Source organism: Mycobacterium sp. IDUB_1, assembly GCF_055419625.1.
Genome location: NZ_JBVAYA010000001.1, coordinates 495249 through 514240 on the forward strand (window position 1 = coordinate 495249; position 18992 = coordinate 514240).

The 18992-nt window shown below is 69.7% G+C and carries 24 protein-coding genes; 12 read left to right on the top strand and 12 right to left on the bottom strand.

All coding sequences use genetic code 11. The features are described from left to right. Positions 1–19 precede the first annotated feature (19 nt). Both ACZYYX_RS02485 and ACZYYX_RS02490 read left to right on the top strand, forming a co-directional pair. Positions 20–406, top strand: a complete 387-nt coding sequence (locus tag ACZYYX_RS02485; RefSeq protein WP_463812814.1) for a nuclear transport factor 2 family protein — start codon at positions 20–22, stop codon at positions 404–406. Positions 407–422: 16 nt separating this feature from the next. Beyond that, the gene (locus ACZYYX_RS02490; protein ID WP_463812815.1) at positions 423–1196 is read left to right on the top strand and encodes an enoyl-CoA hydratase/isomerase family protein; all 774 of its coding nucleotides are present in this window, start codon (positions 423–425) and stop codon (positions 1194–1196) included. Between the two features lie 16 nt (positions 1197–1212). On the opposite strand, the gene ACZYYX_RS02495 is transcribed toward ACZYYX_RS02490, so the two are convergent. After that, a complete protein-coding gene (locus ACZYYX_RS02495) occupies positions 1213–2301 on the bottom strand; it encodes a glycoside hydrolase 5 family protein (protein WP_463814774.1) in 1089 nt (362 codons plus the stop codon). A 328-nt stretch (positions 2302–2629) separates the two neighbouring features. On the opposite strand from ACZYYX_RS02495, the gene ACZYYX_RS02500 reads away from it, so the two are divergent. Continuing rightward, complete coding sequence (locus ACZYYX_RS02500) at positions 2630–3850, top strand: MFS transporter (protein ID WP_463814775.1); 1221 nt, start codon at positions 2630–2632, stop codon at positions 3848–3850. On the opposite strand, the gene ACZYYX_RS02505 is transcribed toward ACZYYX_RS02500, so the two are convergent. The 3 genes from ACZYYX_RS02505 to ACZYYX_RS02515 are packed head-to-tail and all read right to left on the bottom strand — an operon-like array spanning position 3847 to position 4740. Further along, positions 3847–4185: a heme-binding protein gene (locus tag ACZYYX_RS02505; RefSeq protein ID WP_463812816.1), complete on the bottom strand. Its 339-nt coding sequence runs from the start codon at positions 4183–4185 to the stop codon at positions 3847–3849. The genes ACZYYX_RS02500 and ACZYYX_RS02505 overlap by 4 nt on opposite strands. Before the next feature lie 17 nt (positions 4186–4202). After that, positions 4203–4466: a hypothetical protein gene (locus tag ACZYYX_RS02510; protein ID WP_463812817.1), complete on the bottom strand. Its 264-nt coding sequence runs from the start codon at positions 4464–4466 to the stop codon at positions 4203–4205. Further along, positions 4459–4740 carry a hypothetical protein gene (locus ACZYYX_RS02515; protein WP_463814776.1) on the bottom strand — a complete coding sequence of 94 codons (282 nt, stop codon included), beginning with the start codon at positions 4738–4740 and terminating at the stop codon, positions 4459–4461. Before ACZYYX_RS02515 ends, ACZYYX_RS02510 begins: the two co-directional genes overlap by 8 nt. Positions 4741–4875: 135 nt before the next feature. Between ACZYYX_RS02515 and ACZYYX_RS02520 the strand changes: the two genes are divergently transcribed. Then, positions 4876–6216, top strand: coding sequence for an acyltransferase family protein (locus ACZYYX_RS02520; protein WP_463812818.1), 1341 nt, complete (start codon positions 4876–4878; stop codon positions 6214–6216). Between the two features lie 67 nt (positions 6217–6283). On the opposite strand, the gene ACZYYX_RS02525 is transcribed toward ACZYYX_RS02520, so the two are convergent. Next, positions 6284–6469, bottom strand: coding sequence for a hypothetical protein (locus ACZYYX_RS02525; RefSeq protein WP_463812819.1), 186 nt, complete (start codon positions 6467–6469; stop codon positions 6284–6286). Between the two features lie 202 nt (positions 6470–6671). Here ACZYYX_RS02525 and ACZYYX_RS02530 point away from each other — a divergent pair, with 202 nt between their 5' ends. Beyond that, complete coding sequence (locus ACZYYX_RS02530) at positions 6672–6815, top strand: hypothetical protein (RefSeq protein ID WP_463812820.1); 144 nt, start codon at positions 6672–6674, stop codon at positions 6813–6815. 63 nt (positions 6816–6878) lie between these two features. Here the strand turns inward: ACZYYX_RS02530 and ACZYYX_RS02535 are convergent, their stop codons facing one another. Next, positions 6879–8012 (bottom strand): CynX/NimT family MFS transporter, encoded by a 1134-nt coding sequence (locus ACZYYX_RS02535; RefSeq protein WP_463814777.1) that lies wholly within the window; start codon positions 8010–8012, stop codon positions 6879–6881. Between the two features lie 213 nt (positions 8013–8225). Here ACZYYX_RS02535 and ACZYYX_RS02540 point away from each other — a divergent pair, with 213 nt between their 5' ends. From ACZYYX_RS02540 to ACZYYX_RS02560, 5 genes are read left to right on the top strand one after another with little or no spacing between them, the layout of a single operon-like run. Further along, positions 8226–9857 carry a PP2C family protein-serine/threonine phosphatase gene (locus ACZYYX_RS02540; protein WP_463814778.1) on the top strand — a complete coding sequence of 544 codons (1632 nt, stop codon included), beginning with the start codon at positions 8226–8228 and terminating at the stop codon, positions 9855–9857. Then, positions 9854–10909, top strand: coding sequence for a cobalamin B12-binding domain-containing protein (locus ACZYYX_RS02545; RefSeq protein ID WP_463812821.1), 1056 nt, complete (start codon positions 9854–9856; stop codon positions 10907–10909). Before ACZYYX_RS02540 ends, ACZYYX_RS02545 begins: the two co-directional genes overlap by 4 nt. Continuing rightward, complete coding sequence (locus ACZYYX_RS02550) at positions 10906–11256, top strand: STAS domain-containing protein (RefSeq protein ID WP_463812822.1); 351 nt, start codon at positions 10906–10908, stop codon at positions 11254–11256. Before ACZYYX_RS02545 ends, ACZYYX_RS02550 begins: the two co-directional genes overlap by 4 nt. A 7-nt stretch (positions 11257–11263) precedes the next feature. Continuing rightward, on the top strand, positions 11264–12052 hold the full coding sequence (locus tag ACZYYX_RS02555; RefSeq protein WP_463812823.1) for a DNA-formamidopyrimidine glycosylase family protein: 789 nt from the start codon (positions 11264–11266) through the stop codon (positions 12050–12052). A gap of 32 nt (positions 12053–12084) precedes the next feature. Further along, positions 12085–12756 (top strand): alpha/beta hydrolase, encoded by a 672-nt coding sequence (locus tag ACZYYX_RS02560; RefSeq protein WP_463812824.1) that lies wholly within the window; start codon positions 12085–12087, stop codon positions 12754–12756. A gap of 18 nt (positions 12757–12774) precedes the next feature. On the opposite strand, the gene ACZYYX_RS02565 is transcribed toward ACZYYX_RS02560, so the two are convergent. Then, entirely contained in the window at positions 12775–13494 is a 720-nt protein-coding gene (locus ACZYYX_RS02565; RefSeq protein ID WP_463812825.1) for an SDR family NAD(P)-dependent oxidoreductase, read from the bottom strand. Between the two features lie 73 nt (positions 13495–13567). Here ACZYYX_RS02565 and ACZYYX_RS02570 point away from each other — a divergent pair, with 73 nt between their 5' ends. Further along, positions 13568–14107, top strand: a complete 540-nt coding sequence (locus tag ACZYYX_RS02570; RefSeq protein WP_463812826.1) for a TetR/AcrR family transcriptional regulator — start codon at positions 13568–13570, stop codon at positions 14105–14107. Between the two features lie 9 nt (positions 14108–14116). Here ACZYYX_RS02570 and ACZYYX_RS02575 read toward each other — a convergent pair whose 3' ends face one another. From ACZYYX_RS02575 to ACZYYX_RS02595, 5 genes are read right to left on the bottom strand one after another with little or no spacing between them, the layout of a single operon-like run. Further along, on the bottom strand, positions 14117–14548 hold the full coding sequence (locus ACZYYX_RS02575; RefSeq protein WP_463812827.1) for an acyl-CoA thioesterase: 432 nt from the start codon (positions 14546–14548) through the stop codon (positions 14117–14119). After that, entirely contained in the window at positions 14541–15836 is a 1296-nt protein-coding gene (locus ACZYYX_RS02580; protein ID WP_463812828.1) for a hydroxyacid-oxoacid transhydrogenase, read from the bottom strand. The genes ACZYYX_RS02575 and ACZYYX_RS02580 overlap by 8 nt, the downstream gene beginning before the upstream one ends. After that, entirely contained in the window at positions 15833–16720 is an 888-nt protein-coding gene (locus tag ACZYYX_RS02585) for an EamA family transporter (RefSeq protein WP_463812829.1), read from the bottom strand. The genes ACZYYX_RS02580 and ACZYYX_RS02585 overlap by 4 nt, the downstream gene beginning before the upstream one ends. A 36-nt stretch (positions 16721–16756) precedes the next feature. Next, positions 16757–17191, bottom strand: coding sequence for an SRPBCC family protein (locus tag ACZYYX_RS02590; RefSeq protein WP_463812830.1), 435 nt, complete (start codon positions 17189–17191; stop codon positions 16757–16759). 8 nt (positions 17192–17199) lie between these two features. After that, positions 17200–18045: a lysophospholipid acyltransferase family protein gene (locus tag ACZYYX_RS02595; protein WP_463814779.1), complete on the bottom strand. Its 846-nt coding sequence runs from the start codon at positions 18043–18045 to the stop codon at positions 17200–17202. Positions 18046–18128: 83 nt separating this feature from the next. Here ACZYYX_RS02595 and ACZYYX_RS02600 point away from each other — a divergent pair, with 83 nt between their 5' ends. Then, positions 18129–18971 carry an acyl-CoA thioesterase gene (locus ACZYYX_RS02600; RefSeq protein WP_463812831.1) on the top strand — a complete coding sequence of 281 codons (843 nt, stop codon included), beginning with the start codon at positions 18129–18131 and terminating at the stop codon, positions 18969–18971. The last annotated feature ends 21 nt before the right edge of the window (positions 18972–18992 follow it).

The following is an 18992-nucleotide window of genomic DNA, read 5'->3' on the forward strand; positions in this document are numbered from 1 at the left end:
CGGCGGGTAGGCGACGGGAATGCATGAGCTGACACGACGTTTCACCGACGCACTCGGCCGCCTCCACGAGAGCCGTGATGTGGAGCCGTTGGTCGAACTGTTCGCCGACGACGCCACCCTCACCAAGGCGGGGCTGCCCCAGGGACAGCACGGCCGAGATGGTGCGCGCACCTTCTGGACGCAGTACCGCGACGTCTTCGACGACCTGACGTCCGATTTCTCGCACATCGTCACCGACGACGGCATCGCCTATCTGGAGTGGAGCTCGACGGGCAGGCTGCGCGACGGCACCGACTTCCGCTACGACGGGATGAGTGTGCTGGAGGGCGACGACGAGACGATCACCGCGTTCCGCACGTACTACGACACGGCGGCGTTCCTGCACGCGGAGAAGAGCGGCCGCTGAGCTCTACAGTGGCGCCATGAGCCTGGTCACCTATGAGCTCGACGGTCACGTCGCCACGATCACGCTGAATCGGCCCGAGGCCGGCAACGCCATCAACGGCGCAATGCGGCAAGAGATCAACGCGGCGTGGAACCGGTTCCGTGACGAGGAAGACGCCTGGGTCGGCATCCTGACCGCCAACGGTCGAGTGTTCTGCGCCGGCGCCGATCTCAAAGACGGGGACGGCGCGGTCGGGACGTTCGGCGGCACGTTCTGGGAGAAGCCGACCATCAACTCCTTCGAGAGCGGTATGGAGTTGTTCAAGCCGACGATCGCGGCGGTGCAGGGACCGTGCCTGGGCTACGGACTCACCGGAGTTCTGTTCTGCGACTTTGTGATTGCCAGCACCGAGGCGACGTTCGGGTTTCCCGAGGTGTCCATCGGCGTGCCGACGATCGTCGGGGCCATCCGGCTGCCACAGCGCCTGCGCTGGGCCGACGCGATGGAAGTGCTGCTCACCGGCACGCCCATCACGGCCGAACGGGCGAAGGACGTCGGACTGGTGTGGAAGCTGGTGGAACCCGACGGCCTTCTCCCCGCGGCTCAGCAGTGGGCCCGCACCCTGACCGAGGCTGCGCCGCTCGCCCAGCGGGCCACCAAGGAAGTGTCTTGGCGCACCGCCGACATGGGGTGGATCGAGTCGGTGCGGTTCGGCGAGGTGATGCGCAAGGTGGCCGGCGCGACAGCCGATGTGGCCGAAGGGATTTCGGCCTGGCGAGAGAAGCGCCGCCCGCAGTGGAAGGCCCGGTGACGGGTCAGGACAGCCATCACGACGGGCGGGGTCGCCCGGTCAGGCCGCGGATGGCAGCGATCTCTGCCGGCCGGTAGGGCTGCCCGTCGCGGGCGAGCAGGTCGTGGAACCACGGCTGCGGTTCGGCGGTATAGGGCCGGTCCCACGAATCCCACGGATAGTAGGTCTGCGTCTTGCCCGCCACGAAACCCCACGCATACGCTCCGACATTGCGGCGCTTGGTGATCGGCAGGATGTTCTCGACCGTGCAGTCCAGCGACCGGGCCATGTACTCGGTGCACAGCAGCGGGCGCCGCGTGAAGTCCAGCTCGCTGATGCGGGCGTCGAACCCGGCCGGGTTGTCGTAGCTGTGGAACGAGATCACGTCGGACTCCGCGAGCTGGATGCCTGCGATCTCACTACGCAGCCGGGCATCGGCCCACGGCCCGTCCCACACACCGCTGGTCAGCGGATGGATGGTCCCGACAGAGCGCGCCCAGCGGAACACCTGGGGTAGCAGATCGGCGACGAGCGCGAGCTTGTCGGCGCGCTCGGTGCCCCGGTACTGCTTGGCGGGGTTGTCGGGTTCGTTCCACAGATCCCACCCGAGGATGCGCCGGTCGCCGCGGAACCGGGTGAGCACGCCGACGACGTAGTCGTGCAGCACACGCTTGTAGCGCCGGTCGTCGAGATTCTCCGCGCCGGGGCTCTGCACCCAGCGGGAGTTGTGGACCCCCGGCCGCGGCGCGGCCTGCCTGCCGAGTGCCGGCAGCGGATCCCAGCAGGAGTCGAACAGGACGAACAGCGGTCGTATCCCGTGGCGCGAGGCGATGTCGACGACGTGACCCACGCGGCGCAGGAAGCCGGTGGGGTCCTGAATCCAGAGCAGGTCATGAAGGAACACCCGCACCGTGTTCAGTCCGGCCAGCCTCGCCAACCGCAACTCGACGTCGATGCGCAGCGGATCGAACGTTCCGGGCTGGAACATCTCCAGTTGGTTGACCGCGTTGCTGGGGATGTAGTTGGCGCCCACCAACCAGGCCTGTTGCTCGTACCAGCGCCCGGCACGTTCGGGCGACCAGCGGCCGTCGTCGGCCGACACCCGGGGTACCGGCGTCAACGTCATCGCCGCAGCCGCGAGGACGGACGCCTTGAGCGCGGTACGGCGGCCCAGGGCACCTCCGGGCACGGCGGAGCTGACCTGTGCGGTCGGGGGAGTCAACGCATCATCCTTTAGCAAGCCTGGACAGGAGAACGGCCGGACACGAGCCAGCCGCCCAGTGTATCGATCCACGCACGCCAGCCGTTACGCCGAAAATCAAGCAGCACTGGCGATTTCGCCCAGTGGACAGGATGGTCGGTCGAGGTGGGTGGCGCCGCTGTGCTATGCAGATCGGGTGACCTCAGCCCGTGATGACGCCCTCGGCCCCCGCGCCCGCGGCGCGGTGGGGCTGATGTTCGACCGCGTCTTCGGCGCGCTGTTCTGGGGAAAGATCTTCTCGGTCGTCGCCGTCTGGACCCACGGCATCGTCGCGGCGATCGTCATCTACGACGCCACGCGGTCGGCGCTGATGGTCGGGATGGTGGGCGTCGCCCAGTTCGGGCCGCAGCTCCTGCTCACCCCGACCAGCGGCAAGTGGGCCGACACCGGGAACCCTGTCCGGCAGATCCTGCTCGGCCGGATGTTCTGCGCCGTGGGCTCCGGCCTGGTGGCGGTGTGGTTGTTCGCTGCGCCCTCTGCGTACGGAACGGCGGCAGCTGCGGCGGTGCTCCTCGGGTCGCTGCTCGTCGGCTTCGGGTTCGCCGTCGGCGGTCCGGCGATGCAGTCCATCGTGCCCAGCCTGATCAGGGACGGCGAGCTGTCCACGGCCATGGCGCTCAACAGCATGCCGATGACGATCGGCCGCATTCTCGGTCCTGCTGCCGGCGCGTATCTGGCCGCCCATGTGGGACCGGCGTCCGCCTTCGCTGCGAGCGCTGGTCTGCACCTGGTGTTCGCGGCGCTTCTGATCGTGGTGCGCTTTCCCGCACCCCCGCCTCGGCGCGCCGGTGCCGACTACCGCGTGCGGGTCGCGGTCCGCTACGTCCTGCGCGACCGCCGGTTGCTGCTGGCGCTCATCGCGGTGACGGTGGTCGGCATAGCGTCGGACTCGTCGATCACCCTCACCCCGTCGGTGGCCGACGCGCTCGGCGGAGGCCCCCGGATGGTCGGCATGCTCTCGGCGGTCTTCGGTGTCGGCGCCGCGGTCGGGATGGCACTGCTGGCAGTGCTGCGCGGCCGCATCGGCGCCGATCTCGTCTCGTGGTTCGGCCTGTGGGGCCTGGCTGCCGGCTGTGCGGTGTTGGCCGTCGGGACGGTGGCCGCTGTCGCCGTCGCCGGGTTCGCGCTGGCCGGCCTGGGGTTCGGATGGGCGATGACAGGGCTCGGCACCGTCGTGCAGGAGCAGGCGCCCGAGGAGCTCCGCGGCCGCATCATGGCGCTGTGGCTGGTGGGTTTCCTCGGCTCACGCCCGTTGGCGGCCGTCCTGCTCGGCGGGACCGCCGACGCCGTCAGCGTGTACGCCGCGTTCGGCGTCGCGGCCGTGCTGTGCGGTGCCGTGGTGGTGCTGTGCCGACCACGTCAGATGACCCCGTCGACCGGGACGGCTCGGGCCGCGTCACCGCACAGCGGTTAGCCGCAGCGGGCGCGGAAGTCGACCGAGGGCTGCCGGATCGCGCGCAGCGAGTCACCCACGTCCGGGCGGGCGGCGATGTACGCCTCGACCGCGGTCTTCATGTCCTCGCGGCTCTTGTCCCGCAGGCTGGTGAAGAAGTCGTTCACGTCCGGGTGGGTGAACAGATACGCCGAGGTGGCGGCGGTGACGCCGGCCATCACGCCTGCCAGGTCGGCGGCCGTGCAGTTCGGCGGCGGGGGCGGCGCAGGCTGGGCGGACGCCGGGACCGCGACGGCCAACAGCGCCGCTGCCGAGGCGAGTGCCGCCATCACGGCGCTGGGGAGGAAAGTTCTCATGGTGCTCCTGTTCGGATTCAGTTGCGGCCGGGCGTGAAGATGATCGAGAGCCCGCCGTCGTCGCAGTACCAGTCGTAGTCGCAGGGATAGGGCCACGCGGGTCCGGTGTCGAGCGTTCCGGGACCCTGCCCGTTGTCGGTGCCACGCACGGAGCCCTGCGAGCAGACCGTGGTGCCGTTGGAGCTCACGCATTCCGCGCCGGCCGGCGGCGCGACCGCCAGGGTTCCGGCGACCAGTACCGACGACCCGCACAGTGCCGCGGCGGCCCCGAAGCTAGACACAGCCACTCACGCTGATGCGACGGCCGACGCTCGCGCAGACGTTGACGTTCGGCGGCGGCGGAGGCGGTGGTGGCGGCGGAGCCGCGTAGTCCTCGGGCAACGGCGCATACGCACCGGGAGGCGGCACCCACGGCGCGACCGCGTCGGCGATGTTGCCGCACCCGCTCACGGAGACGAATCGGCCGCCCACGCTGCCGCACACGTCAGCCGACGCGGTGGGTGCACACACCGCACTGCCCAGCAGCGTCGCGCCCAGACCGGCCAACACGCCCATTCGGCGATGACTCAGCAGGCACTTCACACATGAGATTCTGACGCTGCCGTCAGCCTCAGTCTGCGTTTCGCACGGATCGGTGACTTCGCGTGTCGGCTACCGTGCGAAGAGGAGACACGCGCCCCGGGAGGGTCGATGACCGAGACCGCCGCCGCCGGAGCTGCACCGCGCCAGGGCGCGCTCGACCTCTACCGGTCCGCCGCGGTGCTGCTCGTCGTGATCGGGCACTGGCTGCTGTCGGTGATGACCTACCGCGACGGCTCCTTCGGTCGGGACAACCCGCTGGTGCTGATGCCGTTCACGCAGTGGATCACGTGGTTCTTCCAGGTCGTTCCTGTGTTCTTCGCCGTCGCCGGGTATGCCAGCGCGACATCGTGGGAGCGGCAGCCCGCGGGCACCGCAAGCCGGCAGGAGTGGATCCGGCGCCGGGTGGCCGGGACGCTGGGCCCCACCGGCGTCTATGCAGGATTCATCGTGGTGGTGATGGCGCTGCTGATGGCGCTGGGCATCAGCGGCTCGGTGCTGGAACTGGGCGGCTGGGCCGTCGCGATGCACCTGTGGTTTCTCGCCGTGTACCTGATGGTCGTCGCGCTGACGCCGCTGGCGGTTGCCGCGAACCGGCGGTGGGGGCTGCGGGTGCCCCTGGCACTGGGGACCTGCCTGGTGCTCGTCGACGTGGTCGGCATCGCGACGGACCACGCCGAGATCCGGATGGCGAACTATTTCTTCTGCTGGGCCGCGGTCTACCAGCTCGGTATCACTTTCCATGACGGCCTGACGAGCCGGCGCGTGTTGCTGGGCACGGCGGCGGCCGCTGCGCTGGCGCTGCCCGCGCTGGTGCCGTGGGGCCCGTATCCCATCGCGATGATCGGTGTTCCCGGCGACCGTGTGGAGAACAGCGCACCCCCGTCGGCGGCACTGCTGGCGCTGGCCCTGGTGCAGTTCGGGGTGCTGTTCGCCCTGGCTCCGGCGCTGAACCGGGTGCTGGCACGCGGTGTCTGGCCGCGGGTGCTCGCCGTCGCGAACACGAACGTCATGGCGCTCTACCTGTGGCACATGCTGCCCGTCATCATCGTGACCTTGGTCGGCTATCCGACCGGGCTGCTGCCGCAACCCCCGCTGGGCTCGGGCGCCTGGTGGCTGGCCCGGCTGGAGTGGGAAGTGGTGCTCGCGGTGGTCGCGGCTGCACTGTTGGCGCTGCTGCACTGGCAACGCCGATTGGTCGCGGCCGCCATGCCGACGGTCGCCGTTCCGCTCGCGGTAGCACTGGCCGAGGCGACGCTGTATGCGGGTACCGCGGCGTGTGCGCTGGCTCTGGCAGTGCTGTCGGCCCAGGGATTCGCGCCCGGCGGCCACCTCCCGGTGCTTGCGGCCGCGCTGTTCTCGGGTGGCGCACTGCTGGTCGCCGTACGCCCCCGCGCCGCGGCTCAGTCGCGGTCGGCGTCCGGCATTCCCTCGGGTGGCGGCGTCGCGTAGGCCGGGTTGGCCGGCGGCATGCCCTCCCCGGAATCGGTGACGGACTCGTCCGGATCGTCAGGGGTGGTCATGGCTGCTGCTCCCGGTCCTCGGCCACCAGATCGCGCTCGTGCTGGGTGCGCCGAGCCAATTCGTCGTCGTCGGGATGGTTTGACGCTTTGGAGTGTTCGCGATGATCGGGGTGGGGTTCCTCGGTCGGCGCCATGACCTCGTTCAGGTCGGCGGGATCACCAGAGGCTGGGTCGGTTGTCATGGCAGCGGATTTACCCGTTTCCCTTCCGGCTATTCCCGCGTGACAGCGCTCACTGTCCGCAAACTCACACGTCAGCGAGTTGATTTACGTGGAATTAACACGGGAGCATGTCTGGTTGTGCCTGCTGGGCGGGCGATCCTCGCCCCGCAGGCCACACCAAGCACCCCGGCACCCCGGGGCACGAACAAGGAGTACACGCACCATGTCTGTCGCGCAGTTCCGCGCCAACCTCAGGCTCGCCAGGGATCGGCGTCGTCTGTACGCGCGAATCCGCTCTCTGCCGGATTCGTCGATCCGCGACGAACTCGTAGCCGTCGCTGAGCGGTACGAATCCTCTCAGGGCTGACGTACGCCCACCAACGTTCTGGGGAACACCCCGGAACAGCCGTAGAAGCCGGTGACCTCGCGGTCACCGGCTTTTCTGGTACTCGTCCATCGTCACGTCCCTGGCCGCCCACAGAGCCGAGACCGCCTGTGGAACGAGGACCAGGGCGAGCACGGTCATCGCGACGGTCCACGACCCCGTCGCATCGTGCAGCGCACCGATCGCGACCGGCCCGATCGCCGCGACGACATATCCGACGCTCTGCGCCATGCCCGACACCTGGCCGGTCTGGTCGGTCGAGGTGCTGCGCAACACCATGAACAGCAGCGCGAGGCTGATCGACGCACCCGGGCCCGCCATCACCAGCATCGTCCACAGCGTCGGGGCCGAGGTCGTCGTCAGCAAGCCGACGAAACCCACGGCGGTCAGCACCAGCGCCGCCAGCGTGACCGCCCGCTGATCGGTGAACCGGCCTGCCACGATCGGCGCCAGCAGCGACATCACCAGCCCGGCCACCTGGCCGAGAGCCAGTACCGCACCCGCGCTGCTGGCCGACATGCCGCGGTCCACCAGAACCTCGGGCAGCCAGGCCGTGAACGTGTAGAAGATGAACGACTGAGACGCCATGAAGGCGGTGACGGCCCACGCGATCGGGTTCCGCCACAGCGACGGTGCCGGCCCTCCCGCGCTGATCCGGTGCACCCGGCGCAGCTGCGGCACCCACACGAGCAGCGCCACCGCCGCGCACACACCCCAACTGGCCAGCGCGAGCCGCCAGTTGCCGCCCAGCGCGCCGTCGATGGGAATGGTCAGCGCCGCGGCCGCCGCGGCCCCACCCGACAGCGTCATCGAGTACAGACCGGTCATCAGGCCCGAATGGTGCACGAAGTCGCGTTTGATCAGTGACGGCAGTACGACGTTGCAGATTCCGATGCCGACGCCGGCCAGCGCTGACCCGGCGAACAGTGCGGCCGGGGTGGGCACCAGCCTCACCGCGCTGGCGACCACGAGAACCACCATTGCCCCGAACACCGTGCGTTCGATGCCGAAACGCGCCGCGCACCGGGGTGCGAGCGGGGAGACGAGGCCGAACACCAGCACCGGCAGGGTGGTCAGCAGTCCGGTGACCCCACTTCCCCACCCCGTCGCCGACTTGATGTCTCCGACGAGGGGCGCCACCGCCACCACGGCCGGCCGCAGATTCGCCGCGACGAGCATGATCGCGACCGCCGACAGAATCGTCACAACTCCCGTCCGCGGCCGATGATGCGTTACCGTCGAAGGAACAGCTGCGGTGGTGGGGGCCTTGCTCACTTCTTCCAGAGTGCTGCGACCACCGCAGTGAAGGCAAATCGCTGAACTGCTGTACCGGCGCAGAGTGATCGAGACCATCGAATGGGGGTTGACGTGCGTAAGAACGCTACCCCCGAACTGGCCGTCGGCGCTGTCAACGGAACCATCGCCGCAGAGCCCCCGTGGGACCATGTCCCCCACCCCGTGATCGTCGTGGACGCCGATGGCGTCGTGTGCGCCGTCAGCGCCGCTGCGTTGGAGCTCCTGCCCTCTGCGCAGCCTGGCGCGGCGTTGTCCGACTGTGCCCCGGACTGGCTGAACGCCGCCCACCTGGAGCTGCCTGCCACGGCCGCCGGTGACGTCTCCGGCCGCGAGATCGAGGCGCGACCGACGCGGCTGCCGGATGGCGCGATCGCCTGGTGGCTCTTCACCGACATCGACCGGGCTCTGCTGCAGGCCCAGGAGGCCGTGGGCCGCGAACGCGACCGCGCTGCGTTCCTCGACGAGGCGTCCACCGAGCTGATGGCGTCGCTGAACGTCGAACGCTGCATGGAGGCGACGGTCCGGATGGCGGCGCGCCACCTTGCCGACGCCGCGGTCGTCGTGGCTCCCGCGACGCGCCGACAGATCTCGCTGGTGTGCGCGGGTCCGGACGGCACGGTCGTGCAACGCACCGTCGAGGGCGGCCCCGAGCTGGTGTCCGGCCTCGCGGAGGCCCTACGCGGGTTCCCACCGGTGCCGTCGCGGTGGATCGATCCGGCCACGGTTCCCGAATGGCTCATCCCCGCGGGCTTCTCCGGTCCCGTCGGGTCCGTTGTCATCACCCCGCTGCCTGGCCACGGTGTGCCGGCCGGCGCGCTGGTGTTGCTGCGGCAGACCTCGCAGATGGCGTTCAGCGATGGCGAGGAGGTGTTCGCTCGCCTCTTCGCCGCCCGCGCCGGCACGGCTCTGTCCGCCGCCCGCCTCTACGGCGAGCAGGCCGCGATCACCCGCACCCTGATGCGTGACCTGCTGCCCCCGCAGCTGCATCGCTTCCACGGCATCGAGTTGGCGGGCGGCTACCGCGCCTCGGAGGACGACCATCTCATCAGCGGCGACTTCTACGACGTCCATCAGGCGGCGAGCCCTGAAGACGAGACCCTGGTCGTGCTCGGCGACGTGTGCGACAAGGGCCTCGAGGCCGCACTCGTCACCGGCAAGATCCGCAACACCCTGCAGGCCCTCGCGCCGCTGGCCGACGACCACTCCGGCGTGCTGCGTCTGCTCAACAGCGCGCTGCTGTCTGCCGAGCACACGAAGTTCGCCACGCTGGTGCTGGCCTCTGTGTGCCGCCGTGACGGCCAGGTCTGCCTGCGGCTGACGAGCGCCGGACATCTGGCGCCGCTGATCGTGCGCGCTGACGGGCGGGTGGAAGAGGCCGACACGCGCGGAACGCTGGTCGGGGCGCTGCCCGAGATCAGGTCGTCCACTTTCGAGACCACGCTCGCGCCTGGCGAGACCTGCCTGCTGTTCACCGACGGTGTGACCGAGGCACATGGCGGCCCGACGGGAGCGGAGATGTTCGGGGAGCCACGGTTGACCGCCGCTCTGCGCGAGTGCGCCGGCATGCCCGCCGAGGCCGTCGTCGAGCGCATCATGATGCTCACCTCGCAGTGGGTGAAGGGTCGCCCTCATGACGACATCGCCGTCGTGGCGATCACGTCCCCCCGCCGCACTCACCTCAGCGCGGTCGACGGGCACACGGCCGGGAGGTTCACGGCGTCCGCATGAGCACGACCATCGACACGCTGTGGACCGCGCTCCTCGACGGTGACGAGTACGCCGCCGCAGCAGCGGTTCTCGGTGCCGCCGACACCGGGGTCCCCTGTGAGGAACTGCTGCTCGACGTCATCGCTCCCGTGCAGCGCCGAGTGGGCGCGGAGTGGGCGGCCAACCGGATCACCGTCGTGCAGGAGCACGTCGCCACCGCCATCAACGACCGGGTGATCGCGGCTCTGGCGCACCACGGTGCGTGCCGGTCACCGGAGACGACGGCGGGCCGGGTCACGGTTGCCTGCGTAGACGGCGAGTGGCACGCGCTGCCTGCCCGGCTGCTCGCGGAGGTCCTGCGCCTGCGCGGGTGGCAGGTCGACTTCCTCGGCGCCCAGGTCCCCACGCCCCATCTGATCGCCCACCTGCATCACCATGGTCCGGACGCGGTGGCACTGTCCTGCATGATCCCGACGCGACTCCCCACCGCCCACGCCGCGATCACGGCGTGCCAGGCCGCGGGAGTTCCGGTGCTCGCCGGTGGCGCCGGCTTCGGAAGCGACGGGCGCTTCGCCTCACTGCTGGGGGCCGATGCGTGGGCGCCGGACGCGAGGACCGCCGCCACCCTGCTCGCCGACGGTGTCCCGCGTCGGACGCCGTGCGCGCCGCATCAACCCATCGACGACCTGCCGCACCTGGCCGACCAGGAATACACGATGGTCAGCACATCGGCCGGCAGTCTGGTCGCGACCACGATGACCGAGCTGGAAAGCCGCCTTCCCGCGATGCGCGACTTCACCGAGCAGCAACGCCAGCACACCGTCGAGGACATCGCGCACATCGTCGACTTCCTGGCCACCGCGCTGTACACCGACGACGATGCATTGTTCACCGACTTCGTCACCTGGACCGCCCAGATCCTGTCCGCCCGTGGGGTGCCCGCGGCGTCGCTGCACCCCGCACTCGACGCACTGGCCGCCCGCCTGTCCGAATTCCCCCGTACCCAGCGCCTCCTCGCCGCGGCACACCGTGCACTCGGCAGGGCCCCGATCGACCAGGCAGCATCCGCATGAATCTCACGCTGAGCACCGACATCGACGGCACGTGCACCACGCTGGCCGTGACCGGAGACCTCGACTACGAGAGCACGCCCACGCTGGTCTCGGCCGTGACGGACCTGCTGGCCGCTTCGTCGTCGGCCACCGACCTGCGCCTCGACTTCTCCGGTCTGACGTTCTGCGACTCGGCCGGCCTGTCCGGTCTTCTGCTCGTGCGCCGCAAGACCTCCGCCGCGGGCGTGCAGCTGCACCTCGACCACCGACCGGCACAGCTGCAGCGGCTGCTGGACATCACGGGCGTGCTGGATCACCTGACCACCCGGCCCACCCGCGAAGCGGCGAGCGAATCCCGCAGCGTCTGAGAACCGCGTGCCCGAGGGTGACACCGTCTACGCGCTGGCCCGGCGCCTCGATGACGCCCTGAGGGGCCGCACCCTCGTCCGCGGCGAGTTACGCGTGCCCGCGCACGCCACCGACGATCTCGCTGGCCAGACCGTGACGGCACACCTGACCCATGGCAAGCATCTGCTGACACGGCTGACCGGCGACGTCACGCTGCACACCCATCTGCGCATGTCCGGTTCGTGGACGGTGTCGCCGACGGGTCGGTGGTTGCCTCGGTCGGTAATGCCCGATGTCCGGGTGCTGCTGCGCACCGACGGTCCCACCGCCTACGGGGTGAAGCTCCCGGTGGTCGAGCTGGTGCGCACGCCCGACGAGGGGCGCTGCATCGGCCACCTCGGACCCGATCCTCTTCGCGACGACTGGGACCTCGGCGAGGCGGTCCGCCGCCTCGCCGCTGATCCGCGACGACCGCTCGTCGCCGCACTGCTCGACCAGAGGTGTGTCGCCGGTTTCGGCAATCTGTGGGCCAATGAGCTGTGTTTCCTGCGAGGGCATGATCCGTGGACACCGGTCGGGCAGGTCGACGTCGCCAGGTTGTTGGAGCTGGGTGCGCGGGCCCTGCGCCATTCGGCGACGGTTCCGGGCGCGATGCAGGTGACGACCGGGGTGCGACGCAAAGGCGAGCAGCACTGGGTGGCCGGTCGCGCAGGCCGTCCGTGTCTGCGCTGCGGGACGGCGGTGCGGGTGGTCGCCGAGGTGGCAGGAGATCCGGAACGCAGGCGCACCTGGTGGTGCCCGACCTGTCAGCGATGAATCGAATGGTCGGCGCTGGGCACCCGAGGGTCATGGACACCATCGAGTACGCACCCGGCCGCCGCGCGGACATCTACGGGGAGCCGGCCGATGCGCCACTGCTGCTGTGGCACGGGACCCAGACCGACGCCCGTGCCACCGTCGCGCGGCTGGCCACCGCTCTTGCCGAATGGGGCTTCGGAGTGGTGGCGCCCGATTGGGATTCGCATGCACCGGATCATGGCCGGGCGGACCTGCTGGCGTCGGTCGACTGCGCGCGGGGTTGGGCGGCCGCGCCGGATCGGCTCACGCTCGTCGGGTGGTCACTCGGGGGTGCTGCGGCTGCGGGTCTGACGCTGCACGCCGACGACCTGCAGGTGCCGCTGGCGCATACGGTGTGTCTGGCCGGGGCGTTCATGGTGGCCGACCCGATCAGCGGGGCGCCGCCGGCCGATGCGCTGCCGCGAGCCGCGCCCGGCGCGCCGTTCACGCTGCTGCACGGCCGGGCCGACGACGTCGTCGGCGTGGAGGTGAGCCGTCGGTTCGCCCAGCGGCTGGACTCCGCCGGATGGCCTGTGCGCGTGGTCGAACTCGACACCGACCACGGTGCGATCGCCGGAGCGCGCTACGACGCCGCGGCTGACCGTTACGCACCGTCGGACGATCCGTCCGCACTGCTCGCTGCTCAGCAGGTGGCTGAGCTCATTGCGGCTGTGCGGCACTAGTTTCCGTCACCCGTTCCGTCACCATGGCACTGTCTCGCCGAAGCGGTCGAGGAAGCGAAGACCCGGCACACCGCGCTGCGCGTCCACCGTGTCGACGAGTGGGGGGATGCTGTCGCTGATTTCGAGCATGGCACCGGGGCCACCCATCGTGGTCTTCACCCACCCGGGCGCCATGAGCAACAGCGTCCGGGTGGTGTCGGCATGCCGGGCGGCGTAGCTACGGAACATCTGGTTGAGAGCCGATTTGGTCGCCCGGTAGACCTCGAAGCCGCCGCTGGTGTTGTTGGCGAGGCTGCCTTGGCCAGATGACATGACCGCGATCGTCCCGACCGCGTCGACCAGGTCCTGCAAACGCTCGACGGTACGCATGACGCCCAGGACGTTGGTGTCCATCATGCGGTGGAAGTCGTCGGTGTCGATATCGGCGCCGACGGCGGACCGTTCGGCAAGCGAGATGCCCGCGACGACGAACATCAGGTCGAACGTCTGGCCCGCCAGACGCGCCTTCAGCGCCTCGATCTCGTCCTGGTCGGTGATGTCGACGTGCTCGACGACTACCGCGTCAGGATGCCGACGTGCGAATTCGGTGAGGGGCGAGGGTGCGCCGTCCCTCACTGTTGCCGCCACGTGGGCGCCGCGAGCGACATACGTCTTGACGATCGCTTCACCCAACCCTCGGGAGGCTCCGATGACGAGCACGTTCCGGTTCGGGGTCGTCACGGTGTGCGAGGTGCTCATGGTTGGTCCGTTCTTCACTCATCACGTGTTGAGTGAATGTACCAGGTTCACTCAACGTGTGTAGAGTGACGGTGTGCGGGAGGGGCTGAGCAGGGCCGAGCGACGAGCTGCGACGGCGGCCAAGATCCTCGAGGCGGCGCAAGAGGAATTCGGCGCTCGCGGTGAAGACGGCGCGACGATTCGCGGTATCGCGCGGCGGGCAGGGGTCGATCCGTCGCTGGTGCTCCAGCACTACGGCTCGAAGCAGGCGCTGTTCGCATTGGCGGTGCGGCCTGCGATCGACCTGACCGGTGACGACATCCCTGCGCATCTGGCCGAGGTGCTGCAGACGAGACTGCGCGAATTACCCGCTCCGACAAGAGCATTGATGCGTTCGATGCTGACGTCGCCGGAGGCCGCCGGCGTGATGCGCGAATACCTGGAAGAACGCACCGCCAATCTTGCCCACGCGATGAGCGGTGACGACACCGAACTCCGTGCGGCACTCATCGTGTCGAGCATTCTCGGCATCACCGTCGCGAGGCATTTTCTCGACCTCGCGCCGCTGATGAACGCCGATGACGCGCAGGTGTCCGCGGTCACCGACACCTGGCTGGCGATGTTCGGGGAGTAGTGGCTCTGGCTATTGTTGTGCGGCAATGGTTTCCAGCGCGGTGCGGATCCGCTCGGGAATCGGTACCGCCTTTCGCTCCTCGCGGTCGACGAACACATGAACGAAGCGGCCGCGGGCCAGCGCCGCCGTGTCGTCGGCACCGAAGACCGCCACACCCCAGGTGACCGATCGTCGGGACATCGCATCGACGCGCAGACCCGCCCGGAGTTGGTCCGGGTAGGCGGCCGGGGCGCTGTAGGTGCACGACGACTCCACCACGAGCGCGATGACCGGTGAAGTGTGGATGTCGAGGCCGCCCTCGGTGATCAGGAAGTGGTTGGCGACGGTGTCGAAGTAACTGTAGTAGGTGACGTTGTTGACGTGGCCGTACACGTCGTTGTCCATCCACCGGGTGGTGATAGGCAGGACGTAGCCGTAGCTGTCCAGAGCTGTGTCAGGCATAGCTCAGCGCTCCGCGAAAGATGCTGGCCAACAACGCTTCGTCGACATCGATCGGTGCGTTGCCCAGCAGCCGCTGCTGCGGGAACGCCCCGGCAGCCAGGGTCTCGACGTCGGCGTCGGTGTAACCGACGTCCGCGAGGCCGGCCGGCATCCCGACCGCGGCCATGATGCCGGTCAGATGTCCGGCGAGTACCTCGCCTGCGTCGGCGTCGGCGGCGTCCACGACATCGGCGCCGAGGTGGCCTGCCGCCGCGAGGTGGCGAGCCGGGTCGGCCGCCGCGGTGACCCGGAAAGCCGCCGGCGCGTTCAGAATAACCGACATGCCATGTGGCACAAGGGGTTTGTCATCGGGATAGCCGGAGGGCCGGAACTCGCGGACCTGACCGGCCACCGCATACGCCATCGCATGGGGGATGTGCACTCCCGCATTGCCGAACGCGATGCCCGCCAGCGTCGCCGCCCACATCGTCTGCTCGCGAGCCTCCCGGTCCGACGCGTCGGTGACGGCACGCACCAGGTAGCGGCCGAGCAGCGCCAGGGCTTCGCGGCTGCCCAGGTCGCTCCACGGGTTGGCGCCCTGGCTCATGGGTCGGGCGCTGGCCCGCGCCGGTGCCGCCCGCCGGGTGAACGGCCGGGCGGTGTAGGACTCCAGCGCATGGGACAGCACGTCGAGTCCGCTGCAGGCGACGACCTCGCCGGGCAGGGTGTCGGTGCTGTCGGGGTCGACGAGCGCTTCGGAGGGCCGCAGTGCGGGGCTGGCGATGCCGGTCTTGGCGTGCAGCGACAACAGATCGAAGATCGCGATGCCGGTGACTTCGCTTCCGGTACCCGACGTCGTCGGGCAGGCGATGTGCGGCGCCAGCGGTCCGGGAACCGGCCGTCCCTCTCCGATCGGAGCGTTGACGTAGGCGGAGAAGTCGGCGGGATGGCTGGCGTAGAGGTTGGCGGCTTTGGCGGTGTCGATGACCGATCCGCCGCCGACCGACACGTATCCGTCAGGTCGGGAGTCCGTGGCGAAAGCCGCTGCGGCACGGAAGGATTCGTCGGTGGGCTCGACAGCCACCTCGGCATAGGTGACGACGTCGAGGCCCGCATCACCTAATGACCGCTGTGCATCGGCGAACAGTTCCAGCCGGGCGACCGACGGATCGGTGAACAGCGCGACACGACGCATCCCCAGCGCCGCCGCCCGGTCCCCCACCTCGCGGATACAGCCGCGGCCGAATGTGATGCGGGAGGCGTCGACGGTGAATGCGGTGTCGAGGCCTGCCTCGTGCTGACAGCTCATGGCTCGATTGTGCCGCCGGCGTCACGGTGGCTGCGGGCGGCCCACGCACTGACCGCCAGGGCGGCCATCACCGCGGCGATACCGGCAGCCTCGGCGACGGTGGGCCGCTGCGCGAGAGCGAGGGCGCCGACCACGGCTGCGGTGGCGGGCAGCAATGCCAGCAGCAGTGCGAAGCGGGCCCTGCCGATCGTGGCCAGCACCGGTTGATCCAACGCGTAGGGAATGGCGCTGGAGAGCACCCCGATACCCGCGCCCCACAGCCAGGTTCGGGGTTCGGCGAGCACAGACGCGTCGACGGCGACCTGCGTCGCGAGCAGTAACGGCGCGCTGACCAGAGCAGCGACACCCATGCCCACGGCCAGCGAGTCCAGCCCGCCCCCCGCGTCGGCGACTCTCTTGCCGAGCACGATGTACCCCGCCCACAGCGCGGCGGCCAGCAGCGCGAAGGCCACACCCACCGTGTCCACATCGGACTGCGCCCCCGCCAGCAGGTAGACGCCCGCGCCGACGAGCCCCGCCGCCAGGTAGTCGAGGGGGCGGCGGGAGCCCAGCACCGCGACGGCCACCGGCCCGGTGAATTCGATGGCGACGGCGGTGCCGAGCGGAATCCGGGCGATCGCCTCGTAGAACGCGATGTTCATCGCGAGCGTGACGGCGCCGAACGCCGCGGCGGCACCCAGGCCGCGCCGGGTCCAGCCGTGGCGCCACGGCCGTCGCCACGCGAGCAGCACCACCGCGGCGCCCAGTGCACGCAGCCACGCCACCGTCGCCGGCTCGGTGGTCGCGAACAGCCACACGCCGATTGCCGCGCCGCCGTACTGCGAGATCGCGCCGACGACGAAGAACAGCGGTACCGACCAGGCCGGGATCGCACGCGCGGGCACGCCTGCGAGTACAGCAGAGTCAGTACCGGCCCGACATCAGTGCTCGACGAGATCCTTCAGGCGTCGCAGCGTTTCGTCCATCGTGCGGGTGACCTGGCTGGCGGCGACGCGGTCGGCGATCAGTCCCAGCAAACCGCCGGGCGCCTCGTACGCAAGCCGGAACGTCACCTTCGTGCGGCCGTCACCGACGTCGCGCATCCGGAAGCGACCCCGAAGCGTGATGCCGGTGATCCCGATCCACGCCAGGTCGCGGGGCTCGTCGAACTCGGACACCTCGATCACCCCGCCGATGGGCACCGAGCCCACCTTCCAGTGCACGGTGTAGCGCGCACCCGCGCCGGCCGGAGAGTCGGTGGCGATCTCCCAGCGCTCCAGGTTGGCCATGAACTCGGGGTAGCAGCCGGGATCGCTGATGTGTTTCCACACCAGGTGCGGTTCGGCGTCGACGACGATGCTGCGTGAGAGTCGCATCGCTACACCTATCCGATCACCGGGAAGCGCCGCTCGGCCGCCAACCGATCCACGGCCCCCTGCAGGCTGGCCAGCACGCGGTCGTTGACGTCGTCGTCGTCGGAGTCGGCGATGTCGGAGGCCTCGATGGGTTCTTGGACCTCGATGACCACCTTGGTGGGCAGCGGCAGCCGCGGCACCATGTCGCTGACCGTGATTCCCCACGGCGGTGCGAACAGGATCGGCACGCTCTTGAGCCGGGCGAGCTTGTCGACCATCAGCAGTTTGGCGAGCCACTGCCCGCGATCGAGGAAGAGCGCAGCTTCCTGGCCGCCGACACTGGCGATCGGGACGATCGGCACACCGGCCTCGCGCGCCAGCTTCACGTAGCCCTTGCGGCCGCCGAAATCGACCTCGTGGCGCTCCCACGACGGCCGGAACACCTCGTAGTCACCACCCGGATACACCAGAAGGGCAGCGCCCGACTTCAGGGCGAGCGTCGCGTTGTCGTGATTGGCCGCGATCGTGCCGAACTTGCGCAGAGAACCCAGCCCGGGCATGGAGACCACGAGGTTGTGCGCCAATTGGTAGAAGGGCCGCTCGACGCCGAAATACGAGCAGAACGCCAGCGTGAACACGAACGTGTCCGGGGGCAGATTGCCGCCGCTGTGGTTGCCGACCAGCAGCACCGGACCCTTGGCCGGGATGCGGTCCAGCCCACGCACGTCGGCCCGGAAGTACAGCGATGCCAGCAACCACAGCCCGGGCAGCTGTTCGAGGATGTAGTCGGCGTCGCGCTGATCCATGTCCGCTTTCGGCACGCGTGCCGAGATCTCGTGCTTGAGCCATTCCAGCGCATCACCGAACCCGGGCATGGCTGTGAGATTGACCACCATGGGGTCAGGGTAAACCTGCACCCGATCCTGGGAGCTGGCGAACGTCGTGCAAGATCGCCGGCATGGGCTCTTCCCCGAACTCCTCGCTGGTCGAAGTCCTCGCGTCGCTGGACCTGACGCGGATCGACGCGCGCTCGTTCAGCGGCGAGCAGCTGCCCGCCCCCGCCAACCACATCCTCGGCGGGCACATCTCGGCGCAGGCTCTGGTGGCCGCGAGCCTCACCGCGCCCGACCGCACCCCGCACAGCGTGCACGTCTACTTCTTGCGTCCCGGCGATGCCCGCCGGCCCGTCCGGTTCGATGTCGTCGACCTGCAGGAGGGCCGCACGTTCTCGGCACGCCGGGTGACGGCCCGCCAGGAGGATCAGATCCTGCTCGAGGCGATGTCGTCCTTCACTGCGCTGACGCCGGGGCCGACCGCCGACGGGTATCAGCCCACGTGCCCGGAGGTGCCCGCGCCGGAATCGCTGCCGGTGGTCGCGCCGCACCTCGCGGAATCGTCGGAGGCGACGGCAGGGCAGTGGGCCAGCTTGCGCTGGTTCGAGCGGCGGATCGTCGATGCCGCGTCGACGCCGCCGGCGCGCAGCCGGATCTGGTGGCGACCCGACGGCCCACTCCCCGATCAGGATCCGGTGCGGACGGCGGCGCTGGTCGCCTACCTGTCGGCGGTGACGCTGACCGAGCCCGTGTACCGGGCGCGGGGCAGGGTCGGCGTCTCGCTGCAGCGTGACCACTCGGTGTGGTTCCACGCCCCGGCCGACCTGTCCGACTGGCTGCTCTACGACCAGTGCTCGCCCAGCAGTACCGGTGCGCTGGCGTTGGGCAGCGGCTCGATGTTCAACCGCGACGGCCGGCTGGTGTGCACCGTGCGCCAGGAGTTGTATTTCGCACCCCCTCGGGGGTGACCCGGCCGCAAGCGGGTACCC